The following is a 24,988-nucleotide window of genomic DNA, read 5'->3' on the forward strand; positions in this document are numbered from 1 at the left end:
GCAGCTCTTTTTTATTTACACTTAAAATTTGTTTAACTTTTTACGATTCACTTCTTACTTTTTGTTCCCATTTCCAAGCAGAAAGCATCGCATCATCTAATGTTAATTCTGTTTTCCAACCTAATTCTTCATTAGCTTTTGTTGTATCGGCGTAAGCTGAAATAATATCACCCTCACGACGACCTACAATTTTATAATTTAATTTCTTACCAGAAACACGCTCAAAAGCCTGAACAACTTCTAATACAGAACTTCCTTTACCTGTTCCTAGATTAAAGGTTTCGTAACGTTCTTTATTCTTACCACTCAATAAGCGTCCTAACGCCACAACATGAGCTTTAGCTAAATCGACTACATGAATATAATCGCGAATACAAGTACCATCTGGTGTTGGATAATCATCACCAAATACAGATAATTCCTGACGAAGTCCAATAGCTGTTTGTGTGATAAATGGCACTAAGTTTTGAGGTACACCAATAGGTAATTCCCCTATTTCAACAGACTCATGTGCTCCAACCGGATTAAAATAACGCAACGCAATAGCGTTTAATGATGGTACCACTTTACAAGTATCTCTAATAATTTCTTCTCCTATTTGTTTTGTATTTCCATAAGGAGATTCCGCTTGTTTTACGGGTGCATTCTCTGTTATAGGCAATTCATCTGCTTGTCCATAAACGGTACATGACGAACTAAAAATAAAAGCCGCTGAAGGCAATTTCTTCAATTCTTTTAATATGTAAACCAAGGTTCCGATATTGTTTTCATAATACAACAGAGGCTCTTGTACACTTTCACCAACCGCTTTACTGGCTGCAAAATGAATTACCCCCTTGATATCGTTGTGCATTTTAAAGAAGGCTTCTACCCCAGCTTTGTCTTTTAAATCCAGCTTCTCAAAAATTGGTTTCTTTCCTGTAATGGCCGTTATGCCGTCTAGAACTTTAATTGAGGAGTTAGATAAGTCGTCGATAATAACAACTTCATAACCTTCATTTTGTAATTCTACTACGGTATGCGATCCAATAAAACCTAATCCTCCTGTGACTAATATTTTATCCATTAATGTAGTTTAAAATAGTGTTTGTTATATAATTGATTTGTTCGTTGTCTAATTCTGTGTGCATTGGTAAAGAAATGACTTCTTTCACTAATTGATTCGTTACTGTAAAATCTGATTCATTATAACGCGTATCGGCATATGCCTTTTGTTTATGTAATGGAATTGGGTAATAAACACCACAAGGAATCGATTTTTCATTTAGATGTTTTACTAAGGCATCTCTATCAATTCCAACTAAACGCAGGGTGTACTGGTGAAACACATGACAATCGCAAGTATCACATATATCTAAACAGCCATTAGATACTTTTGGTATAATTACACCCTCAATACCTTTAAAAGCTTGATTATATTTTCTAGCAGCTACTTGTCTCTTTTTATTATAGCTATTCAATCTTGGCAATTTAGCGTCAAGAACAGCGGCTTGCAAACTATCTAATCGAGAGTTCACGCCAACTACATCATGATGATAACGCTCGTACATCCCATGATTAACAATGCCTCTTATGGTATGTGCTAATTCATCATCGTTGGTAAAAATAGCTCCACCATCGCCATAACATCCTAAATTTTTAGAAGGAAAAAACGAGGTTGCACCCACATTGCCAATGGTTCCTGCCTTTGCTTTAGTTCCATTTTTATAAGTATAATTTGCGCCAATAGCTTGTGCAGTATCTTCTATTACAAATAAATTATGCTCCTTAGCTATTTCCATAATAGCTTCCATGTTTGCACATTGACCGAATAAATGCACAGGAACTATAGCTTTAGTTTTTGGTGTAATAGCCTCCTTTAAAGCTTCGATATTGATATTAAAATCATCCTCGTTAACATCTACTAACACAGGAGTTAATTGTAATAAGGCGATAACTTCAACAGTAGCTGCAAAAGTAAAATCGGCCGTGATAACTTCATCGCCTGGTTTTAATCCTAATCCCATCATAGCTATTTGAAGAGCATCGGTTCCATTTGCACATGGAATAACGTGCTTTACATCTAAATATGCTTCTAAATTCTTTTGAAATTGATGAACTTTCGGACCGTTTATAAATGCAGTAGTTTCTAAAACTTCTTCAAAAGAAGCGTTCACTTCTTCTTTTATCTCTTCGTATTGACCTTTAAGATCAACCATTTGAATTTTTCTCATCTAAATTTGCAGCTACTGTGAGTTCTAAATTTATATTTTTAAAACCTTCACATCATTAAGTAATTAGGCTGCGAAATTACAAAATTACTGCGCGGTAAGCAATGAATTTATTTTAAAGAAATGTATTTTAGCCGCAAATAAATAAGTATTGAGTTTTATTTACAACATAGGCATAAAACTAGCTAACCTAGGGCTTCAAGCTATTGCTCCATTTAATGATAAAATTAAACGAGGAGTTATGGGTAGAAAAGCGGCTTTTTCTAAATTAGAAAAGATTGTTTCTGCTAACGATAAGACCCTTTGGTTCCACTGTGCATCATTAGGCGAATACGAACAAGGCCTCCCAGTGTTTAGCGGATTAAGAACTTATTATAGAAACCATAAAATTGTTCTAACATTCTTTTCTCCTTCGGGTTATGAAATACGAAAAAACAGCCCTATTGCCGATGTCGTGATTTATTTACCAATTGATAGCAAAAGGAATGCCAGAAAATTTTTAGATATTGTAAATCCTGAACTTACTGTTTTTGTAAAATATGATATTTGGCCTAATTATTTAAACGAACTTAAATCAAGACAGTTACCTGCCATTTTAATTTCGGCAGCATTTAGACCCCACCAATCTTACTTTAAATTTTATGGCAGCTATTTAAGAAAGGCCTTATTTGCTTTTGAACATATCTTTACGCAAAACAAAACTTCTAAAGCCCTGCTAAACTCTATTGGTTATAATAATGTTACCATTTCTGGTGATACACGGTTCGATCGTGTTTCTAATCAATTAAACATTGACAATACATTAGATTATATTGAAAATTTTAAGCAAAATAAAGTTTGTGTTGTTGCCGGGAGCACCTGGCCAGAAGGCGAAGCTTTAATTGCTCGTTACATTAACGAACACGCTTTAGATAATGTGAAATTTATTATTGCTCCACATAACATTAAAACCAATCAAATAAAACAATTGAAGAATAGTTTAGAAGTTGAAACTGTGTTATTCTCTGAAAAAGATAATTCTAAGCTTTCATCGGCTAAAGTATTTATTGTAGACACGATTGGAATTTTATCAAAAATATATAGCTATGCCGATATCGCCTATGTAGGTGGTGCTTTAGGAAATACAGGACTCCACAACACTTTAGAACCAGCCGTTTTTGGCATGCCCATTATTATAGGAAACAACTACGATAAATTTCCAGAAGCTAGTGAAATGATTGCAAACGAGGGTATGTTTTCCATTTCAAATCAGAAAGAATTCAATTATGTTTTAAATGAACTCATTGAAAATTCAGAAAAACGAAGGTTTTCCGGAAATTCCAACCTAAATTATATTAAATCCAATAAAGGGGCGGTTACAAAAATTCTTGAGTACCTCAACATTCCATTGACAAATTAGTTTTTATTTCAAACCTGAAACATCCAAATGTGCATTGGTGTCGTATATGAAGTTAACAAATAATTAACACTAAATCGAAAACCAATGAAAAAAGTATTTTTAAGTACCGCTTTATTACTTGCCTTAAGTTTAAGTTTCACCTCTTGTAGAGACACCAAAAAATCTGACTCGGTAAAAGAGGCTATGGAAAATGTAGGTGACGCTATGGAAGATGCTGCCGATGAAGTTGGAGAAGCTTCTGAAGACGCTATTGAAGATGCTAGCGATGCCATCAACGAAGCTGCCGACGAGGTAGACAATGCTTTAAAAGATGCAGCAGAAGCTACTGAAGAAGCTGTAAATGACGCTAGCGAAGCCATTGAGAAAAAATCTGAAGAGCTAATAGGTGAATAATTAATAACCTTTAGAATTAGAATACGAAAACGCCTGCCTATCGACAGGCGTTTTTGTTACTTAATTGTTAACTCTTAAAATATTAAGAGGTGCATTTTTATTTAGAATTATAAAATGTATCTGGCCGTTAATAATAATTTTACTAATTGATTTTGCTTCATTATAATTCACAAAACCAGAATTCTCAACATTTATAAGTTTCCCTTTATCAGCCCCCAATAATACAAAACCTTTCGAAGCATCATACCTAATAGTCTCCACCTCTGCATCGTACACGTTACCTACGCCTAAAACATCTAATCTACCATCGTTATTTAAATCTTCTATTTCAAAACTTAATACAGGTCCAAATTGAACTTGCTCTGGTAATTCATTAATTTCAAAGTGCCCATCCCCCGTATTTTTAAGAATAATACTTTTAAAAGTTTCAACCTTAAAATGCACGGCGTTCTTCAAGCTTTCGGCACCATATATATCTGGCAGGGTTGAATTTGCAAACTCTTTAAAGGTCTTTAATTTATCATTAATAAAAGGATTTTGTTGCGACGAACATTCCTTACCACGAACAGGAAGTAACTCGCCCGTTTTAGAAACTTTACTTAATACAACATCAAAAGTTTTGTTATCATCAAAATAATCGGCATATATATGTAACGGTTTATCTGTTTTAGGATGAAATTTATTATTCCCTCCCCAATTTCCAATTAAAAAGTCGACATGACCATCATTATTTAAATCTGCAGATTTTATAGTTTGATTCCAACCATTAGTATTCTCTAATACAGGTAAATCTAGTTTTTCATATTTCTTATTTACATTTTCAAAAATTATTATTGGCATCCATTCCCCTACAACAATTAGGTCTAAATCATTGTCGTTATCATAATCGCAAAAAACAGCATCATTTACCATATTTATGCCTGAAAAATCATCAAACACTTCATGGGTTATATTTTTAAACATTCCTTTATCGTTCTCCAGCAATAAAGATTGATGAGCTAAAGGATATTTACCATGAATAACTCCTCCACAAACAAAAGCATCTTGATCTCCGTCTTTATCATAATCTGCAAAAATTACCTTTTTAGTGTTTGTAAAAATTTCAGGAATCACCGTTTTCGTAAACTGGCCATAACCATTATTTACATACAACCTATCTTGAAGGAGTTTGTTGCCTGTATTCATTTCATATCCTCCAGATGACACGTATAAATCTAAATCATTATCATTATCAAAATCAAGAAAAGTAGCACTGGTATCTTCATAAAGCTTATCGGCTTCAAATAAATTTTGATTAATTGATTCAAAACCACCGGCTTCATTTTGCATATATAACGCTCCTGAAGCTCCACTAGCATTCCCCACAAAAAAATCATCTAACCCATCATTATTAATATCTGCGACCGCAATTGGCGCTCCTTTTTCCGATTGCTTCTGTGGTAACAATAGCTGCAATTCAAAATCATTAAAACTATTTTCCTTTTGAATGTAATTAATCCCTATTTCTATAGGATCAACAGATTCAAATAATAATGGTTTCTCAACCGAATTAATTTTTTCTGTATTGGCATTATTATAATCTAGATTAATAAGTGTATTGGGACTTACATTAGTAAGTTTTTGTTTTCTTGTATCAGGCCAAACTACTATAACACTATCAATAGAATTTAAATTCCCAAGTCCAAAATGTAACTTATTGGTTACTGATGATTGATACCCCCTACTTAAATATAATGTTTTTGATTGCTTTAAGTTTTTTGAATAAACATTAATAGTTGCCCCTATTCCATTAATGTTTTCTTCTGCTCCCTTAAATTGAAACATTAAGTAGTTGTTTTTCGCATTATTTTTATAAACAGAAGCCTCATCACTTTGATTGGCCAGTACCAAATCTAAATCTCCATCGTTATCTAAATCAGCATAAACAGCTCCTGTTGAATTTACTTCTTGATTAATCCCCCATCTACTGGTTGTATTCTCAAACTTTAAATTACCCTTGTTTTTAAAACTATAATTGCTCAATTTTTCAGAAGGCATCATAGCTATAGCTTCCTCTAAAGATATTTTTTTACGATTTTGAATATTACGGCGCATCTGATTTCTAAAATCCTGATTCGACAAATCGTTTTCAATCCCATTACTCACAAATAAATCGTTATATCCATCATTATCAAAATCAGCTATAAGTGGCGCCCAACTCCAATCTGTTTTTGCAATACCTGCTAATTGTCCTATTTCACTAAAATGACCATCCCCATTATTTAATTGAAGCATATTAGACATGTATTGATGATGATATCCGCTATTAACCAAAAGATTAAAATTATCAGTACTCATAGTAGCCATATTTTGCTTACCTCGAATATGATCTTCAGCCATCATATCCAGAACTACCAAATCAGGTTTTAAATCATTGTTCAAATCCGCAAAATCAGACCCCATACTATTTGCCGAAATATGTTTAAACCGGTTTAAAACCTCATCCTTAAAGGTACCATCTCCTTGATTAATATATAGAAAATCCGGTTCTAAAAAATCGTTCGCCACATAAATATCGGGAAGATTGTCATTGTTAAAATCACCAAGACTCGCACTTAAACCCCATGCCTTGTTTTCAAGTCCCGCTTCCTTCGTTACATTCTTAAATGTATTACCATCGTTTCTAAATAACTGATCAGAGAAAAATGCCTCCTTGGTTTTCTGCAGTTCGGGATTTATAGTTATATTATTCCTAAAATCGGCTCGATGATTTACTAAATACATGTCTAAATCATTATCAAGATCATAATCGAAAAAATAAGCTTGTGTTGAAAACCCAAAATGATCTAAACCATATTCTGCCGACACTTCTTTGAAACTATTATCTTTTTGATTTAGAAATAATTTATTTCTCCTTAAATCGTGATTCTCTAAAGAGCCAGATTTACAAACATATATATCTAACCAACCATCATTATTGATATCAATCATTGATACACCTGTGGACCAACCATTAGCATCGGAGACGCCTGCAGATTCAGTTATATCTTTAAACTTAAAACCACCCTGATTTAAATATAATTTATTAGATTCCTGATTTGATGTAAAGTATAAATCTTCAAATCCATCGTTATTTATATCACCAACAGCAACACCAGTGCCATTATAGATATAAGAATAATTTAAAAAATTAAAATATAAATTTTCTTTTACGGTATTTTTAAAAGTAATACCAGTAAACTCACTGTTAACAAGACTAAAGAGTGTATTGTCTTTAACAGTAATTTCTTTTTGCTTATTGCAAGCCGTTATAAAAACAAAAAGTAAAACCATTGACAGCCTTACTTTTAATTGTAACATATTTGAGACTCTGTTCAAAATATTATTATTTAAATTATATACTTCGATTTTAATAAATTATTCTGACACTTTAAAGTTTTCTTCAGCATAATTTAATAGATAATTTAAATCACGTAAAATTACCACCTCAACATCTTCAACTGGTTGCTTTAAAGCTTCTATATATTGATTTATTTCTGAAATTGTTTTTTTAGATACTTCACGATTTTGAAATATTTCAAACAATAACCCGGATACCTCTGAAACATTCAAAGATAAATTCTCCAACGGTTTTGTTTTAGGATTCAAATCTAATTTTCGAAATTCTTCATGGTTATTAGACCAAATGCTCAGATAATCCAATAAGGCATTTTGCACTTCCATTCCACCATCAGCAATAAACTGAGACACCAAATTATTGAACTTTAAAGCGTCTTCTGCATCCACAACACAGGCATCTGCAAATAATGAAAACGGTGAAAACGTTTTATATTCAACGCCATCTTTATTACGTTTGTAAATCTTTAAGGGTTCACAAATCTTAGACAACACCTCTAAAGATTTAATATCCTGGTTGTGTGTCATACTACGTAAAATAACAGCCTTATTTCTTATGTGGGTAATTCCTAATTCTTCTAGGTCGAAAGATACCGTTTTTAATCGCGACAGCATATTATCAATATCATTTACTGATTGCGCAGACCAAAATCTTTCTGCTATAGCTGCTGTACGAGGCCAAATTCTGGAATCTATGGTTCGTGGAGTTACTAATTCACTCCACATGGTAGCTTCTCCTCCCAAAACACGGGCACGCTGTTCGGGAGTTAGCACGACATCACCTATAGGATCCACCGTGTAATGATGTTTTATAGACAGCATTCTGTCTATATAATAACCATTCGACAGTACCGTCTGATACCCCTGTTTAGCAGCACTAATTAATGACCCTCCTTTAGGCAACCCTTCATTTTCACCACGCCATGAATGTATCACGGCTGTGGTTGGCATGTTAGGGGTCATGATTTCATCCCAGCCCATTAATTTTTTTCCTAATTTATTCAGTATTTCTTCCAGTCTAATATTAAAATAAGTCTGTAAATCGTGATTCGAAGTTAAATTATGCTGCTTTTTAAACTTCTGAATCTCTTCATTTTCATCCCAGTGCTTCCCTTCATTCTCATCACCCCCAATGTGGAAATAGGTATCTGGAAATAAAGGAACCATTTCTGAAAATAAATTTTCAAGAAACGTATAAGTAATATCTTTTGTTGGATCTAATGTTGGATCGAACACCCCAGAGAATCGTTCTATGGCATAATGATAACCGTCTTTACTCCCCAATTCCGGATAAGCTGTTAATATAGCTGAAGCATGACCAGGCACATCAAATTCTGGAATGACACGAATACCTAGTTTATTGGCATAAGCCACCACATCTTTTATTTGTTCCTGAGTATAGTACAACCCATCGGAAGCTAATTGATGCAATTTGGGATACACTTTTGATTCGACACGAAAACCCTGATCGTCGGTTAAATGCCAATGGAATACATTCATTTTAACCGAGGCCATGGCTTCCAAATTTCGCTTAATAACCCCTATAGGATGAAAATGCCTAGACACATCAATCATAAGACCCCGCCATACAAACCGAGGCGCATCATTAATATCCGCTCCTTGAAAGTAATAGTCTGTCGCGTCGTGGGTTATTAATTGCAACAAAGTGTTCAGAGCTCTAATAGCCCCAACATCCGTTTTAGCATGTATACGAATCTCTTTATCAGATACATGTAGTTGATACGATTCGTCAGTTTGGATATTCAATTCGGCTACCGAATTAAATGTAATTTTAATATTACCTCTATCATTTGCTACGGGAAATCCTTCTTCAATAAAAATCCCTGTTCGCGTAACTAATCGTCTTAAAAAATTAACAGTGGCATTACGAACACGCTCTTGAGAATCATCACCCATTATGGAGACCGCAACCCCACTATTAATAATAAACTTAGCAGAATTTTTTGTTATTTCTTTTGGCCAAGGCAAGAGATTATACTCCTGAAGTAAGGTCGTCTGAGAGAAAGCATTTCTGCTAAAAACGCCTAGTATTAAAATAAGAAATATAATTTTTTTCATGCCTTTGGATACTTTGTATTTTATAACTTATCCTCAATTAATGATTAAAAATAATAGCGTTTAAATGCTTCAATAGCGGCATATTCTGCCAATCCTAACTCATTATACTTATTTGCCGTTAACCGATTTCTATCTTCAACGCGCACCCAAAACTCTCTTGAATCGTCACCTTGAAACATCACTCCATCTTTTTGAGATTGATGGTAAAAAATAGCATGTCGCTTTCTTAAAACCTGATCTGGGCTCATAGGCACAGCCATTTCAATCTGATAAGATTCCCACTCGTGCCAAGCTCCACGGTACAACCACACCCAACAATCGTCCATAAAAGATTTTGGCTTTAATATTTTCAATGCTTCAAACAAAGCATCTAAACACACCTTATGTGTTCCATGTGGATCGGCTAAATCTCCAGCGGCATATATTTGGTGAGGCTTAATATCTTCTATTAGGGCACACATTATATCAATATCATCTTGTGATAAATTATTCTTTTTAATGGTTCCTGTTTCGTAGAATGGTAAATCTAAAAAGTGTACATACGCATCGGGAACCCCTAAATAACGGGTCGCCCCATAAGATTCGGCACGACGTATCAATCCTTTTAGTTTTCTTACTTCTTTAGAATCGATAGCATTTTCTTTTTTCGATTTAAGAAAATCTATAATCTCTTTTGATGTGGTACAATCAGGATTTAAATTCTGAACAATCTCGGCAAATTTTATGGCTTCATCATCGGAAACCGCAATATTACCGGATGTTTGATATGCAATATGCACTTCATGTCCCTGCTCTACGAGACGATCGAAAGTTCCTCCCATTGAGATGACATCATCATCGGGATGCGGACTAAATATAATAACTCGTTTTTTGGGAATATGAGCACGTTCTGGTCGATTCGTATCATCGGCCCCCGGCTTTCCTCCCGGCCAACCTGTAATGGTATGCTGCAACTTATTAAACATTTTTATGTTTAAATTGTATGCCGTTCCTTCTTCGGTAAGCAACCCAGACATTCCATTATCATTATAATCCTTATCCGTTAACTTTAAAATTGGTTTCTTGGTTAATTCACTTAACCATACAACAGCCTTTAATTTCAACTCGTCATTCCAGGCGCAGGCTGTTACAATCCAAGGTGTTTTTACACGAGTTAATTCAGAAGAAGCGGCCTCATCTAGCAAAAAGCTAGTGTTGTCATGATTTTGAAGATAAGTCGCAGGAACTTCTGCCGTGACCTCACCTTCTATGGTTCGTTTCACAATCTCAGCCTTATTACCTCCCCATGCTAATAACACGATTCGTTTCGCGGCCATAACTGTACCTATCCCCATAGTAATGGCCTTTCTTGGCACATTATCAATTCCCAAAAATGCCGGAGCGGCATCCACCCTTGTGATATGATCTAAGGTTATATTTCGGGTGCCAGAATTATAATGTGATCCAGGTTCATTAAATCCTATATGACCTGTTCTACCAATACCTAAAAGCTGAAAATCTAAACCACCAACAGCTTTAATCTTCATTTCGTAATCAATGCAGTATTGATACAAATCTTCAGAGCTTACTTTACCATTTGGAATATTAATATTTTCAGGTAAAATATCAATATGATTAAACAAGTGTTCATGCATAAAATAGTAGTAACTCTGAATATCACTTTTTTCCATTGGGTAATATTCATCTAAATTGAAGGTTATTACATTAGAGAAACTCAGCCCTTCCTCTTTATGCATTCTTACCAACTCCTCATAAACTTTTATTGGTGAAGACCCTGTAGCTAAACCAAGCACACAAAACTCTCCCTTACCCTCTTTTTCTCTTATTAAAGTTGCTATTTCCTCTGCTACTAAAACCGAGGCCTCATTTGAATTATTGAATATTACGTTATGTATTTTTTCATAACGTGTTTCCTCGAATTTGCCAGCTTTTGTGAAAGCTATTTTTTTATGATCTACAATTTTCACAATAATCCTTTTTGAAAATTACTATTGTTTAAGCAAGCAGAAAACCGAAATCTCCTGCTTGCATACCAACAAACTAACTATGATAAAACTATCTGAATATTAAAAATTAGCAGCTCCAGTATCCCACCATAAGCGCGTACCTCCGTTGTCTGGACCTGATAATTTTGTAACAGCATCTTGTACCCCTTCCGGATTTGTTGATAACTCACTATCTACAAACGGAATTCTTCTAATCTGAATATTAGTATCGATAGTGCCTCCACTTTGATTACTAACAACAGGGAATATTTTAGGGTATCCAGTACGTCTAAACTCACTCCAAGCTTCTTGTCCTTCAGGGAACATAGCAATCCACTTTTGAGTAATAATACGCTCTAATTTCTCTTCATTCGTTGCTCCTTCATCCCAGGCAATTGTAATGTCTGTTAAAGCAGCTATATTATTACTAGGATTTACAGGATCTACATAATCTGCAGGTGTTGAAGTATTATCGGCTATATAGTTTGATGCTCCACTAGCCCCATGCTGCTCAAAAGATAATTGTATACCTGTTTCATAATTTGTTTTAGCATCTCCGGCACCTTGCCATCCACGTAAAGCGGCTTCAGCTTTCAAAAATGCTACTTCTGCTGCCGTCATTAACTGAACAGTTGAAGTATGAATATTATCATTTATTGAAGAGAAACCTATATAATCCGCCTTTTGCGCAAGCTCATCGGCATATCCCGGAAGTAATGGTAATCCGCCTCGAACCCCCTTAACCGTTCCAGAAACACTTGTAGGTGCATCAAAATAACTCGTCGCTCTTGCATCGTCGTAACCAACTAATATAGATTCCATAGATGCATTCATTCGAATATCTCCCCAAGAGTTATCTATAATAGATAATGGATGGTCCAAAGCACTATTAACAAAAAATCCTTCAGGATTTGTTCCCATAACCCCTAAAGACTGAGATAACGCTTTTTCTCCTTCTGTTTTCGCTTTTACTGGATTTACTTTCGAAATACGAATAGCCAGACGTAATCTTAATGAATTGGCTAATTTTACCCAATTGGTGTAATTACCCCCATAAGATAAATCGAATGCAGCAAATCTTTCACTATCTATATCTGTCATTAAATTAGCAACAGCCGTATCTAAATCTGTAAAAAAGGCATTATATGCTTCCTCTTGTGAATCATAAACCCCTGCATTTTCTAAATCTCCAAAGTTCGTATAAACAATGGGGCCAAATACATCAGAAACTCGATGCATTGCTGCAACCTTTAAAATTAAGGCAACTGCGTGCAATGTAGGATAATCCGCTTCTGTTAACTTAGATATTTCACTAACGTTATTCATTACATTAGAATATGGAACAGACCAAATAAAATTATTCCATCCACTAACCAAACTATATGTAGTATTATTCGCTCCCGCAACAAATGGCCTTGGGTTGGTCAAATAACCAGAATAGACATCGGCATTTAAATTTTGTTGTAACTGATACGACCACGCCGGCGTATACTGGTATATACTCTCAAATATTGGTTTATACTTAGACCCTACATGTTGAAAGTCGACTTCCAATTGTTCCTGAGTAATATTTCTTTCGTTTACATTAAATCGTTCTAAATCACTACAAGATGTATTTAGAAGCCCTGCGGCAACTAAACATGACAATATGTTCTTTATATTTTTCATTGCTTATTTTTTTAGAATGTTAAATTAAGATTAAGACCTATACTTCTCGTCGAAGGCAGAGCTAACACATCCACACCTTGTAATGCATTACCTGTGCTCATAGATAAATTAGGGTCATGCGGCGCATCTTTATAAAAGAAAAACAGGTTATTACCCACTAATGAAGCTTTTACTCTAGAGAAAAAAGAATTCTCACCTAAATTAAAATTGTATCCTAAAGCAAACTCTGCAAGCCTAACATTGGTTGCACTATAAATATACTCACCTGTAAATCCATTTCTACCGCCTACTTTACCATAATAGTCTTTCGCTGACATTGTAGTTGGTGTACCATCTATCTGTACATTAACATTATTATTTGCGGTTTCTCTTGCCGAATTATTACTAGTACCTTCCACTACAGCCTCTGTCATACTCATTGTTTCTCCTCCAAATTTTCCATCGATTAAGAAATCGACTGTGAAATTTTTAATAGAAAACGAGTTATTCCACCCTAAAGTAAAATCCGGGTTAGCATTACCTACCTTAGTAAGTCCATCCACTGTATTATCATTATCAGCTATAACTGCATCTCCTTCTATGATCGGTAAGCCATCAGCATTTCTTTTAACTACCTGAGCATAAATATCACCAAATGATCCGCCCTCAACTAAATAGGAACCAAAAGTATTAACTCCTTTTCCTGATAATGTAAAGAATTCAGGTTCTATTAAACCTTCAAGCACCTGTCCATTATAGATTTTTTCAATCCTATTTTTATTAGAAGCGAAATTTAATGAAGTATTCCATGAGAAATTATCATTCTGAACAGGTATTGCAAATACCGTTGCTTCAAAACCTTTGTTCGAAATTTCACCAGAATTTAAATATGCCTGAGGAGCACCTATAATTGAAACTGAAGTAGAAAACGCGTAATACTGATCTACCGTTTTAGTATTATAATACCCTAAATCGATTCCTAATCTATTATTTGCAAACTTCCATTCGGTACCTATTTCAAAAGATTTTTGTCTTTCTGGTTTTGGTGTAGAACCTGGGAATGGTCTTATTGGATCGGCAGGGCTAACGCCTCCACCTCCAAAAATAATCGAACGCTGAGGGTTAATTTGATCCGCAGCAAAACCATTACCTACCTCTGCATACGATGCACGTAATTTTGCAAAAGACACAGCTTCAGGCAATTCAAATAACTCACTTAAAACACCGGTTAAACCAATTGATGGATAGAAGAATGAATTATTTTCTTTTGGAAGTGTAGATGTCCAATCATTTCTTGCTGTTAAATCTACAAATATTTTATCATTAAAACCTATAGTAGCACTAGCAAACACCGAGTTCACTCGTGTCTCTAATGAATTTTGTGTAAAGTTAACCGACGGATTTCCATTAAAGTTCTGAAATGAAAACACATTTGCATACTGTAACCCGCCATTAGTTCCTGAATCACCTATAAAAGATTCTGAAGTTGTTCTAGTCGTACTAGTACCAACAATTGCAGATAAAGAAATTGTTTCTCCAAACTGCTTATTAATATTAGCTATAACATCACCATAATATTGTGTAAAATCATTATTATTTACAATGTAACGCCCATTCGCCGGAGCCAAAGTTGCCTCTGTAGTTGCATAAATTCTTCTTTCAAAATTGAACAACGACTTATCATATGTTCCTCTAGTTTGTAGGGCTAACCAATCGTTAACTTGATAATTTAAATTTACAGAAGCTACTAACTTTTGATTTGTATCCTCTGATGCATTTCTATGTAAAATCCAATATGGATTTTGCTCAATATCAGAAGTACCTCTAAACCAACGCTGAGCCATAATATTTCTTGAAGGATCATAACTTTCAAAATTTTCATAATCAGACAACTTTTCAGTATCAGACGCAAAACCATATACTCCTACTAACGGATTAAAATATAACCCTGATATAGGTCTATTAGTAACATTTTGCGTAGATGCCATTACACTAGCATTAATACTTAACTTATCATCAAAAAGTTTCGCAGTTTCACGGACATTAAATGTATGCTGCTTTAACCTATTTTCAGGCATAACGCCCGTTGCAAACGAATTACTATATGAAAAATACGTTTGTGCTTTATCGGTTCCACCAGAAACAGATAAGGCATTAATATTTGTAAATCCAGTATTTAAGAAATCATCAATATTACTTTGAGTTTCATCATTGAAATCCATTGCATAAGCAGCAGAATCAACTGTTAAATTTGACGAAAAATCAACTTTAAAACTTCCGGATTTACCTCTTTTGGTCGTAATTAAAATAACCCCATTCAATCCTGCACTACCATATAATGCCGATGCCGAAGCTCCTTTTAAAACTGTTAAAGACTCAATATCCTCTGGATTAATTAAAGACATAGCATCTCCACCATCTCTGTTTCCTCCATTTATATCACCAAAGCTATCTTCTGGTTGACTTGAAGATGGATTAGATAAAGGAACTCCATCTACAACATATAATGGCTGATTATTCCCTATAGACGAGTTACCACGTAAAGTAACTTTTACCGAGCCACCAACACCAGAACTACTTCTGGTTATCGACACCCCTGCCACCTTACCAGATAAACTATTTACCGGATTGGTTTGTTTCACCTTATTTAACTCATCAGCATTAATATCCTGAGCTGCATAAGTCAATGACTTTCTTGTTTTTTTAATACCTAAAGCCGTTACTACAACTTCGTTTAATTGTTCAGCATCTTCTTCTAAAGCTACATTAATAACATTTGATTCTCCAACTGTTACTTCAACAGAAGTCATTCCCAAGTAAGAGAAATTTAATACATCTCCAACATTTACCGTTAAAGAATAATTCCCATCAAAATCTGTTTGAGCCCCATTAGAGGTCCCTTTAACTGTTACATTCACTCCAGGCAATGGAATTCCATCGCTTTTTGAAGTTACTACTCCTGTTATATCTTTTTCCTGACCAAAGGTTAATTGCCCTATTAGCAGCACAAAAGAAAACAAGAAAAGAGTTCGTAAGTTTTGTTTCATAATTAAATTATTTAGTTTTTCTAGTTGTGCCAAACTATTGATTATTAAAAAAATGTTAAAAAAATTTATATAGACGACAGTATTTTACATACAGACAACACAATTAGTTAGATAAGACATTCTGCTACAATAAACTATTTATAAAATAATTGGTAATTAATGATTATATGATTAAAATTGCTTTATTTTATTATTGTTTTACCAACAAAATCTTAAATAATTAATTTTATCTCAACCTTTAAACAAAAAATAGGAACCACCATACCAGTCAAATATCACTTGATATTTTGGTTGATATATTTTGCATTTAATGTTTGGCGCTGGGGAAGTTATTTTAACGATTATGTCTATTCGTTTAAATCAAACGTAGTAGAGTTTGCGATTCATATTATTATCGTGTATGGTAATATATTTTATTTAATCCCAAAATTTATTTTACGTAAAAAATACAAGCGCTACGTAGCTATTATGATTTTTATTTTGGTTCTAGTGTATGTTATTAGAACATCTTTAAATTATATTTTGGTTACCGAAAAAATATATCCAGAATCTCACTTAGCATCTAACTTTTTTGACATCAACTATATAGTAGCAGTAATTTTAGGAGAACTGTATGTCATTTCTTTTGTAACCTCTATTAAGTTCGTTGTAGAGTGGTTTATGGAGAAAAAGAAAAATGAAGACCTAGCAAAATTACAATTAAGCACCGAACTGAAATACCTAAGAACGCAAATACAACCACATTTCTTTTTCAATACTTTAAACAATCTGTATGCCTTAACGCTCCAAAAATCTGATAATGCACCCAGACTAGTTATTAAATTGTCTGAAATGATGCAATACGTTCTTTATGAAATTGACGGAACCAAAACCAATTTACTACAAGAAATAAACCACATAAATAATTTTGTGGATATTGAACGTTTACGTTTTGAAGACCGCATTCATGTTGAAATGGATATTACCGGCAATCTTGAAGACATTGAAGTTCCACCATTGCTTCTGCTTTCTTTTGTTGAAAACAGTTTCAAGCATGGCATGAAAGGTAACGACAAATTAGAAATAGATATGAGTTTCAATGTGGAACAAAGCGGCTATTTAGAATTTAAACTTACGAATAGTTTTAATCCGAATGTTTTCGAGGATAACAGTAAACCCCATGGAATTGGCAATGAAAATGCACTAAGACGATTAAAACTACTATTTGCTAATGATTTTGTTTTAGAAACAAAAACTATTGATAACAAACACCAACTATTTTTAAAAATCCCTGTTTGATGAAGATTAAATGTATCATTATTGATGACGAACCTTTAGCAATTACGGTGATTGAAAACCATCTAAAAAATTTCGATCATATAGAAATTGTTGAAACCTTCAACAACCCATTAAAAGCATACCACATTTTAGAAAAAGAAAAAATAGATGTTATTTTTCTGGATATAAACATGCCACAGATGACTGGTTTCGCGTTTATAGACAACCTGAGTTATAAGCCATTAATTGTAATCACCACAGCATATCGCGAATACGCTGTTAAAGGATTTGAAATAAATATCTTAGACTATTTAGTAAAACCAATTCCTTTTGAGCGCTTTTTAAAAACCATTAATAAAATTTATCAACAAATGTATGTGAGCAATACCATGGGAGATTCCAGCATACATCAAGAGCCTCATATTTTCTTAAAAGTTAACAAGAAGTTGATTAAGGTGAATTTAAACGATATTTTATATATAGAAAGCTTAAAAGATTACATTAAGGTTATTACTAATTTGGGCGATTATGTTGTTCATAAATCATTATCTGCCATCACCGAAGAATTACCACAATCGAATTTTTTACGTATACACCGATCCTATACCATATCAATAAATAAAATAAGCGCCTTAGAAGGTAACACCGTAGAAATTTCAAACCGAAAAATACCTATTGGACGAAATTACCTGAAACAAACAAAAGAACGCATTTTCAACATAACAGACGACAACGAAAACTAATCAATAACCTTTTATAATTAACTATTTTATCATGGCTCAAACCATAGAAGAATCGACTCCATCAAAAAACAGCACCCTTATACCTATATTTATAATTGCTGGACTTTTTTTCATTTTCGGATTTGTAACCTGGATTAATGGCGCACTCATTCCCTTTATGAAAACCATTAACGAGCTTACCGATGCACAATCATACCTGGTAGCCTCGGCTTCCTATATTTCCTTTGTAGTCATGGCCATTCCTGCTTCCTACATCATTAACAAATTAGGATACAGAAAAAGCATGTCTCTCGGACTTATTATTATGGCTTTGGGCGCTTTAATTTTCATTCCTGCAGCCGAAGCTCGCACTTACTGGGTGTTTTTAACGGCTATATTTATTCAAGGAGCCGGCATGACTCTCCTTCAAACAGCATCAAACCCTTATATAACTATTCTAGGGCCTATTGAAAGCGCCGCCAAACGTATTGCCATCATGGGTATTGCTAATAAAGTAGCTGGAGCACTAGGTTCTGTAATTTTTGGAGCTATTTTATTATCGGGTATCGATAGCTTAAAAGACAAGCTTAGTACTGTAAACGATTCCGAAAAAATCGAATTACTTAATACCATGGCCGATAGCGTTATAACACCGTACATAGTTATGGCTATCGTCTTAATATTGCTAGGCCTATTAATTAGAAAAGCACCTTTACCACATGTTGAAGCCAAACCTATTGATGCTTCTGAAACTGGCGAAAAAACTAAAACCAGTATTTTCCAATTTCCACATTTATGGTTGGGAGTTTTAGCTTTATTCGTATATGTAGGCGTTGAAGTTATTGCTGGAGATACAATTATTTCTTATGGTATTTCCTTAGACATCCCTGTTGAACAAGCCAAGTTTTTTACCTTATTTACCTTAATGGCAATGGTAGCCACCTATGCGCTCGGCGTATTTTTAATTCCTAAATACATTAGTCAAGCTTTAGCCTTAAAATCCAGCGCGATACTGGGTATAATATTTTCTTTTTGCATTGTATCTACTAGTGGTTTCACATCTGTTCTTTTCGTGGCTGCCTTAGGAATAGCAAATGCACTAGTTTGGCCCGCTATTTGGCCTTTAGCTTTAAATGGTTTAGGTCAGTTTACAAAAACCGCCTCAGCATTATTAATAATGGCTATTTCTGGCGGAGCCATATTACCGCCATTATATGGCAAGTTAGTTGATGTTAAAAAAGAGCAATTAATATCCGAAGGTAATGAAATTTTAGCTGCAACTGCTGATGCCGCTTCGTTTGGATATTGGATATTGTTACCGTGTTATCTCATCATTCTATACTATGCTTTTATTGGTCATAAAGTAGGCTTAAAAAAGTAACATACTTTACTTTATAGTATAATGATGAAAAAAAGAATTGAATCGGTTGATATACTCAGAGGGCTAACTATCATCGCTATGGTATTAGTAAATACACCCGGAGACTGGAATAACATATATCCTCCTTTACGACATGCTCAATGGCATGGACTTACCCCAACCGATTTAATCTTCCCATTCTTTCTTTTTATTGTAGGCATCTCGATTTACTTCGCCTATAAAAACAAAACACCCAATGCTTCAACCATAAAAAAAATCAGCATTCGAAGTTTAAAACTTATTGGATTAGGACTGTTTCTAAATGCATTTATCCCGCAAATGCCTTTTATTTCCGATATCGAAACATTAAGATTTCCAGGAGTATTACAACGTATAGGTATTGTCTTTTTTGTTTCCGCCCTTCTTTACCTCAACTTTTCATGGAAAAAACTTTTAGCCATTTGTGTTTTCATATTGATAGGCTACTGGATCTTATTGGATTTTATTCCTTTGCCCAACGGAAATGTACCAACCTTAGATAGAAGCATAAATAATTGGGCGAATTATATTGATTTAAACATTTTAGGAAACCATATGTGGCAGGCTGATTATGACCCAGAAGGACTGTTAAGCACCCTAACTTCAATAGTGTCATGTCTTTCAGGTGTATTAACAGCTAAAGTTTTAGACCATTATAAAAGCATTAATTTTTTAATAGGTATAGCCTTGGTTTTTCTGACACTTGGCTATATATGGAATTTTTGGTTCCCTATAAACAAAGCCTTTTGGAGTAGCTCTTTTGTTTTAGTAACTAATGGGTGGGCTACCTTACTTCTGGCGATTATTTATTATCTAAAGGATATTAAAAACTATAAGTTTGGAAATATTTTTAAATATGTTGGCATGAATGCCATTACCATATACTTTCTTTCCAGTTTAATTTCAAAATGTATGTATTTAATCCCAATTAACAATTCTCAAAACATACATTCCTGGTTATATGAAAATATTTTTCTACACGATTTCATAATTCCTGAAATGAGTTCGCTCCTTTATGGATTAGGAGTTGTCGCCTTCTATATTTTTCTAGCCTATTTACTTTATAGAAAACGTATTTTTATAAAAGTATAATTCTGTGATATAATTAACTACAGCTCGAAAGTGCTATATATTTTCATTACTTAGTTTACACACAGGATAGTCTTCTTTTTCATTATTCCGCATTATTCGTAAGATTTTTTCCACCCATTTCCCACATTATCTACTCATAGTTTAAATATCTTAAGAATTTATTTCATAAATATTTAAAAGAATTTAAACAATAACAGTCAATATGAAAATCAAAAACACCTTAGCCATACCACCTATTCAAGTTATGAAAAGAATACTATACTTTGCATTAATAATGCTCCAATTGCAATCCTGTAACACAAAAAAACAACATCCCGAATATGCCAAATTATCAGGAAAAATTTTGAATGCTAATTCTAAAGAAATTTCAATCTATGGAATGAATGGATACAAGAAATCTGTTAAGCTCGACATGCAGGGCATTTTCACAGACACTCTTAAACTAAATACCAAATTTGATCAGTTTCATTTGTTATTAGAAAAGGATAGTATTAGTACTCCAATTTATATAAAAAATGGTGAAAACATTTCTCTAACTGCCGATGCAACTATTTTTAAAGAAACTGCCCAATTTGAAAATGACAATGCCGATTACAACAATTTCATCATTGAGAAACAACGGATGCTTTCATCAAATAAAAGCTACAAAAAAGATTGGTATAGACTAGATAAATCTGATTTTAAATATAAAACAGAAACTCTTAAAGCAGAATTTATGAAAGCCCTAAATGCTTATTCTAATATTCCTGAAGACAAAATTTCTATTGAAACATCGTATATCGAATCTTTAATTAAAAGAATTACCGATAAATATGATGAAGAGCATAATTTGTTTAAACAACTAAAAAAGGGCACTGTGTCACCTACTTTCGAAAATTATGAAAACTATGATGGTTCTAAAACGTCCCTATCTGACTTTACTGGAAAATATGTTTACATAGATGTTTGGGCCACCTGGTGCGGACCTTGTAAATATCAAATTCCCTTTTTGGAGACTCTTGAAAAGAACTATAGGGATAAAAATATTGCTTTTATTAGTATATCTGTAGATGACCAAAAAAACAAAAATAAATGGCGTAAAATGATTGAAGACAAGCATATGTCGGGAACTCAAATTATTGCTCCAGATAAATTTGAATCTAACTTCATAAAGGCATATGGCGTAAATGCTATTCCTAGATTTATTCTCATAGACCCTAAAGGCAATGTAGTAGACTATAATGCTCCAAGACCTTCCAATAAAGAAAAAATAGAGGTTTTACTATCATCCCTTGATCTTAAATTACACCAATAAACCCCACATAACTATTGTAACTGGACTAATCATTTACAATGGTTATGGGTTGTTTAGGTATGGTACAAAATCTCATTAAAATCCATAAAAAAAGCCTTTACAAAAATTGTAAAGGCTTTAGTACTGAAGGCGGGACTTGAACCCGCACGGCCATAATGGCCATTGGATTTTAAGTCCAACGTGTCTACCAATTCCACCACTTCAGCATCTTGGTATATCTTATTCGAAAGTTTCAGAGCGAAAGACGGGATTTGAACCCGCGACCCTCACCTTGGCAAGGTGATGCTCTACCCCTGAGCTACTTTCGCAGTCTTTAAATGAACGAGCAATTCGTGATTGCGGTTGCAAATTTAAGACATTTCTTGGATTCGCAAAGCTTTTTTGAAAAAAAATTTAATTTATTTTTCAAGCCCGTTTTTTCTTTACCAACATGCGCTTAATTTCATTTAATTTCATCAAAGCTTCCACTGGTGTAAGTGTATCAATATCAGTTTCTAATATTTCATCCTTTATATTTTCAAGTAACGGATCGTCTAAATTGAAAAAACTTAACTGCATTTCATCCTTAATAGATTTCACTGATTCGGTGAGCTCTTCACTGGAATGCGACTTCTCTAATTTCTTTAAAACTTGGTTAGCACGCCGTAAAACTTGCTGAGGCATCCCCGCCATTTTTGCAACATGAATACCAAAACTATGTTCACTACCTCCTTCTACCAGCTTTCTTAAAAAAAGCACATTATCTTTTAATTCTTTAACTGAAACATTATAATTTTTAATACGCCCAAAAGTTTCAGTCATTTCATTAAGCTCATGATAATGGGTAGCAAATAATGTTTTAGGCTTCGCTGGGTGTTCATGTAAATATTCGCTTATAGCCCAAGCAATAGAAATACCATCATAAGTACTGGTGCCACGACCAATCTCATCGAGTAACACCAGGCTTCTTTCAGATATATTATTTAATATGGAAGCCGTTTCATTCATTTCAACCATAAATGTCGATTCTCCCATAGATATATTATCGCTAGCACCTACACGAGTAAATATTTTATCTACCAAGCCAATTCTTGCCGATTCGGCAGGAACAAAACAACCCATTTGAGCCAACAATACAATTAAGGCTGTTTGACGCAAAATGGCCGATTTACCGGACATGTTTGGACCAGTAATCATAATAATTTGCTGAGTGGATCGATCAAGAAATACATTATTGGTGATATAGGCTTCACCAATAGGCAATTGCTTTTCGATAACCGGATGACGCCCTTCTTTAATATCTAAATCAAAAGAATCATCAATTTCAGGATATACATAATGGTTGTCTTTTGCCAATTGAGCAAAACCACACAAGCAATCAATTTGACCAATTAAATGGGCGTTCTGCTGCACGGGTTTAATATACTGATTCATCCATGCAACCAACTCGCCAAACAACTGCTGCTCGATGCCAAGTATTCTGTCTTCGGCACCTAAAATTTTTGCTTCATACTCCTTTAATTCTTCTGTAATATAACGCTCGGCACTTACCAAGGTTTGTTTTCGAATCCAATCTTCAGGAACTTTATCTTTATGCGTATTTCTAACTTCAATGTAGTACCCAAAAACATTGTTTGAAGCAATTTTTAAAGACGTTATACCAGTGCGCTCACTTTCGCGCTTTAGCATATTATCTAAATAATCTTTCCCTGATTTCGATAAATTACGAAGCTCATCTAATTCGGTAGAATAACCTACAGCAATAGTATGCCCCTTTAACACATTTACCGGAGCTTCTTCGTTAAGCATCTGCTTAATTTTTTCTCGAAGCACATCACAACTTTGCAAAGTATCTCCAATTATCTTTAAAGAAGTATTATCGCAATTAGAAGCCATAGCTTTTATAGGGACAATAGCCTCTAAAGAATTTTTAAGTTGAATAACTTCCCGTGGATTAACTTTGCCTGTGGCAACTTTAGATATGAGTCGTTCTAAATCGCCAATATGCTTTATCTGATTCTGAATTTTTTGAAGCAAACCGGTTTCCTTAACAAAGAAATCGACTACCTCATGACGATGCTTAATTTTATCGGCATTCTTTAAAGGTAAGGCCAACCAACGTTTTAGCATACGGCCTCCCATTGCCGAAATGGTCTTATCAATAACACTTAATAATGTTACCGCATTATTATTTGTTGAATTGTAAAGTTCTAGATTTCGAATGGTAAATTTATCCATCCACACATAATCATCTTCAGCTATTCTAGACACCGAAGCAATATGTTCCAGTTTGTTATGCTGAGTCTCTGACAAATAATGCAAAATAGATCCTGCCGCAATAATACCTTCATGCAAATCTTCAATTCCGAACCCTTTAAGGGTTTTTGTATTGAAATGTTTCGTTAAAGTCTCATAGGCATAGTCCGTTTGATAAATCCAGTCTTCAAGATAAAATGTATGATAATCACTTCCGAAGGTTTCATTAAACAATAACCGCTTCTGCTTAGACACTAGCACTTCACTCGGACTAAAATTCTGTAATAGCTTATCAATATATTCCGCATTCCCTTGAGACGTTAAAAACTCACCGGTAGAAATATCTAAAAATGAAACTCCTATATATTTCTTATCAAAATAAACCGAACACAAAAAATTGTTCGATTTCGACACTAGAACCTCATCATTTAATGCGACTCCAGGAGTAACCAATTCGGTAACTCCACGTTTTACAATGGTTTTGGTTTGCTTCGGATCTTCCAATTGATCACAAATAGCTACACGTTCTCCCGCTTTTACCAATTTTGGCAAATAGGTATTTAACGAATGATGCGGAAACCCGGCCAGAGCAGTTTCACTTTCGCTACCAGCCCCTCGTTTAGTTAATATAATACCTAAAATACCTGCAGCTCTCACGGCATCTTCCCCAAATGTTTCGTAAAAATCACCCACACGAAACAATAACAAGGCATCCGGATATTTCGCCTTTATTGTATTATACTGTTTCATTAAAGGGGTCTCTTTTTTTGCTTTCTTAGCCAATGGTAAAAGGTTTTTTAATGTTATTTTTGCGATTATTGTAAGATTGCTAAAGTAGTACTATTTTGATTTTT

Annotated in this window: 15 protein-coding genes and 2 tRNA genes; 7 read left to right on the forward strand and 10 right to left on the reverse strand. The window is 34.1% G+C overall.

Annotation, left to right across the window (positions count from 1 at the left end):
- Positions 1-40 precede the first annotated feature (40 nt).
- Positions 41-1,066 carry a UDP-glucose 4-epimerase GalE gene (gene galE / locus H611_RS0107185; protein ID WP_027137717.1) on the reverse strand — a complete coding sequence of 342 codons (1,026 nt, stop codon included), beginning with the start codon at positions 1,064-1,066 and terminating at the stop codon, positions 41-43.
- Entirely contained in the window at positions 1,059-2,213 is a 1,155-nt protein-coding gene (locus tag H611_RS0107190; protein WP_027137718.1) for a DegT/DnrJ/EryC1/StrS family aminotransferase, read from the reverse strand. Before H611_RS0107190 ends, galE begins: the two co-directional genes overlap by 8 nt.
- A gap of 148 nt (positions 2,214-2,361) precedes the next feature.
- On the opposite strand from H611_RS0107190, the gene H611_RS0107195 reads away from it, so the two are divergent.
- The gene (locus H611_RS0107195) at positions 2,362-3,609 is read left to right on the forward strand and encodes a 3-deoxy-D-manno-octulosonic acid transferase (protein ID WP_027137719.1); all 1,248 of its coding nucleotides are present in this window, start codon (positions 2,362-2,364) and stop codon (positions 3,607-3,609) included.
- Positions 3,610-3,693: 84 nt separating this feature from the next.
- The gene (locus H611_RS0107200; protein WP_027137720.1) at positions 3,694-4,002 is read left to right on the forward strand and encodes a hypothetical protein; all 309 of its coding nucleotides are present in this window, start codon (positions 3,694-3,696) and stop codon (positions 4,000-4,002) included.
- Between the two features lie 60 nt (positions 4,003-4,062).
- Here the strand turns inward: H611_RS0107200 and H611_RS0107205 are convergent, their stop codons facing one another.
- The 5 genes from H611_RS0107205 to H611_RS0107225 all read right to left on the reverse strand — a co-directional run bounded on the left by H611_RS0107205 (position 4,063) and on the right by H611_RS0107225 (position 16,135).
- Positions 4,063-7,359 (reverse strand): CRTAC1 family protein, encoded by a 3,297-nt coding sequence (locus H611_RS0107205; RefSeq protein ID WP_245574779.1) that lies wholly within the window; start codon positions 7,357-7,359, stop codon positions 4,063-4,065.
- A gap of 39 nt (positions 7,360-7,398) precedes the next feature.
- Positions 7,399-9,456 carry a beta-N-acetylhexosaminidase gene (locus H611_RS0107210; RefSeq protein WP_035483648.1) on the reverse strand — a complete coding sequence of 686 codons (2,058 nt, stop codon included), beginning with the start codon at positions 9,454-9,456 and terminating at the stop codon, positions 7,399-7,401.
- A 44-nt stretch (positions 9,457-9,500) separates the two neighbouring features.
- Positions 9,501-11,423, reverse strand: a complete 1,923-nt coding sequence (gene nagB / locus H611_RS0107215) for a glucosamine-6-phosphate deaminase (protein ID WP_245574780.1) — start codon at positions 11,421-11,423, stop codon at positions 9,501-9,503.
- A gap of 99 nt (positions 11,424-11,522) precedes the next feature.
- Positions 11,523-13,109 (reverse strand): RagB/SusD family nutrient uptake outer membrane protein, encoded by a 1,587-nt coding sequence (locus H611_RS0107220; RefSeq protein ID WP_027137724.1) that lies wholly within the window; start codon positions 13,107-13,109, stop codon positions 11,523-11,525.
- An 11-nt stretch (positions 13,110-13,120) separates the two neighbouring features.
- The gene (locus tag H611_RS0107225; RefSeq protein WP_027137725.1) at positions 13,121-16,135 is read right to left on the reverse strand and encodes a TonB-dependent receptor domain-containing protein; all 3,015 of its coding nucleotides are present in this window, start codon (positions 16,133-16,135) and stop codon (positions 13,121-13,123) included.
- A 279-nt stretch (positions 16,136-16,414) separates the two neighbouring features.
- Between H611_RS0107225 and H611_RS0107230 the strand changes: the two genes are divergently transcribed.
- The 5 genes from H611_RS0107230 (at position 16,415) to H611_RS14505 (ending at position 21,899) form a co-directional block, all read left to right on the forward strand.
- The gene (locus H611_RS0107230; protein ID WP_245574781.1) at positions 16,415-17,413 is read left to right on the forward strand and encodes a sensor histidine kinase; all 999 of its coding nucleotides are present in this window, start codon (positions 16,415-16,417) and stop codon (positions 17,411-17,413) included.
- The gene (locus H611_RS0107235) at positions 17,413-18,135 is read left to right on the forward strand and encodes a LytR/AlgR family response regulator transcription factor (protein ID WP_027137727.1); all 723 of its coding nucleotides are present in this window, start codon (positions 17,413-17,415) and stop codon (positions 18,133-18,135) included. The genes H611_RS0107230 and H611_RS0107235 overlap by 1 nt, the downstream gene beginning before the upstream one ends.
- 31 nt (positions 18,136-18,166) lie before the next feature.
- A complete protein-coding gene (locus tag H611_RS0107240) occupies positions 18,167-19,495 on the forward strand; it encodes a sugar MFS transporter (RefSeq protein WP_035483650.1) in 1,329 nt (442 codons plus the stop codon).
- 21 nt (positions 19,496-19,516) lie between these two features.
- Positions 19,517-20,605 (forward strand): acyltransferase family protein, encoded by a 1,089-nt coding sequence (locus tag H611_RS0107245; RefSeq protein WP_316928842.1) that lies wholly within the window; start codon positions 19,517-19,519, stop codon positions 20,603-20,605.
- A gap of 202 nt (positions 20,606-20,807) precedes the next feature.
- Positions 20,808-21,899: a TlpA family protein disulfide reductase gene (locus H611_RS14505; protein ID WP_027137730.1), complete on the forward strand. Its 1,092-nt coding sequence runs from the start codon at positions 20,808-20,810 to the stop codon at positions 21,897-21,899.
- 121 nt (positions 21,900-22,020) lie between these two features.
- On the opposite strand, the gene H611_RS0107255 is transcribed toward H611_RS14505, so the two are convergent.
- The 3 genes from H611_RS0107255 to mutS form a co-directional block, all read right to left on the reverse strand.
- Positions 22,021-22,105, reverse strand: a tRNA-Leu gene (locus H611_RS0107255).
- A gap of 30 nt (positions 22,106-22,135) precedes the next feature.
- Positions 22,136-22,207 (reverse strand) — tRNA-Gly (locus H611_RS0107260).
- Between the two features lie 97 nt (positions 22,208-22,304).
- Positions 22,305-24,917 (reverse strand): DNA mismatch repair protein MutS, encoded by a 2,613-nt coding sequence (gene mutS / locus H611_RS0107265; RefSeq protein ID WP_027137731.1) that lies wholly within the window; start codon positions 24,915-24,917, stop codon positions 22,305-22,307.
- Positions 24,918-24,988 lie beyond the last annotated feature (71 nt).

The sequence above is a fragment of the Gaetbulibacter saemankumensis DSM 17032 genome (assembly GCF_000425645.1).
GTDB lineage: Bacteria > Bacteroidota > Bacteroidia > Flavobacteriales > Flavobacteriaceae > Gaetbulibacter > Gaetbulibacter saemankumensis.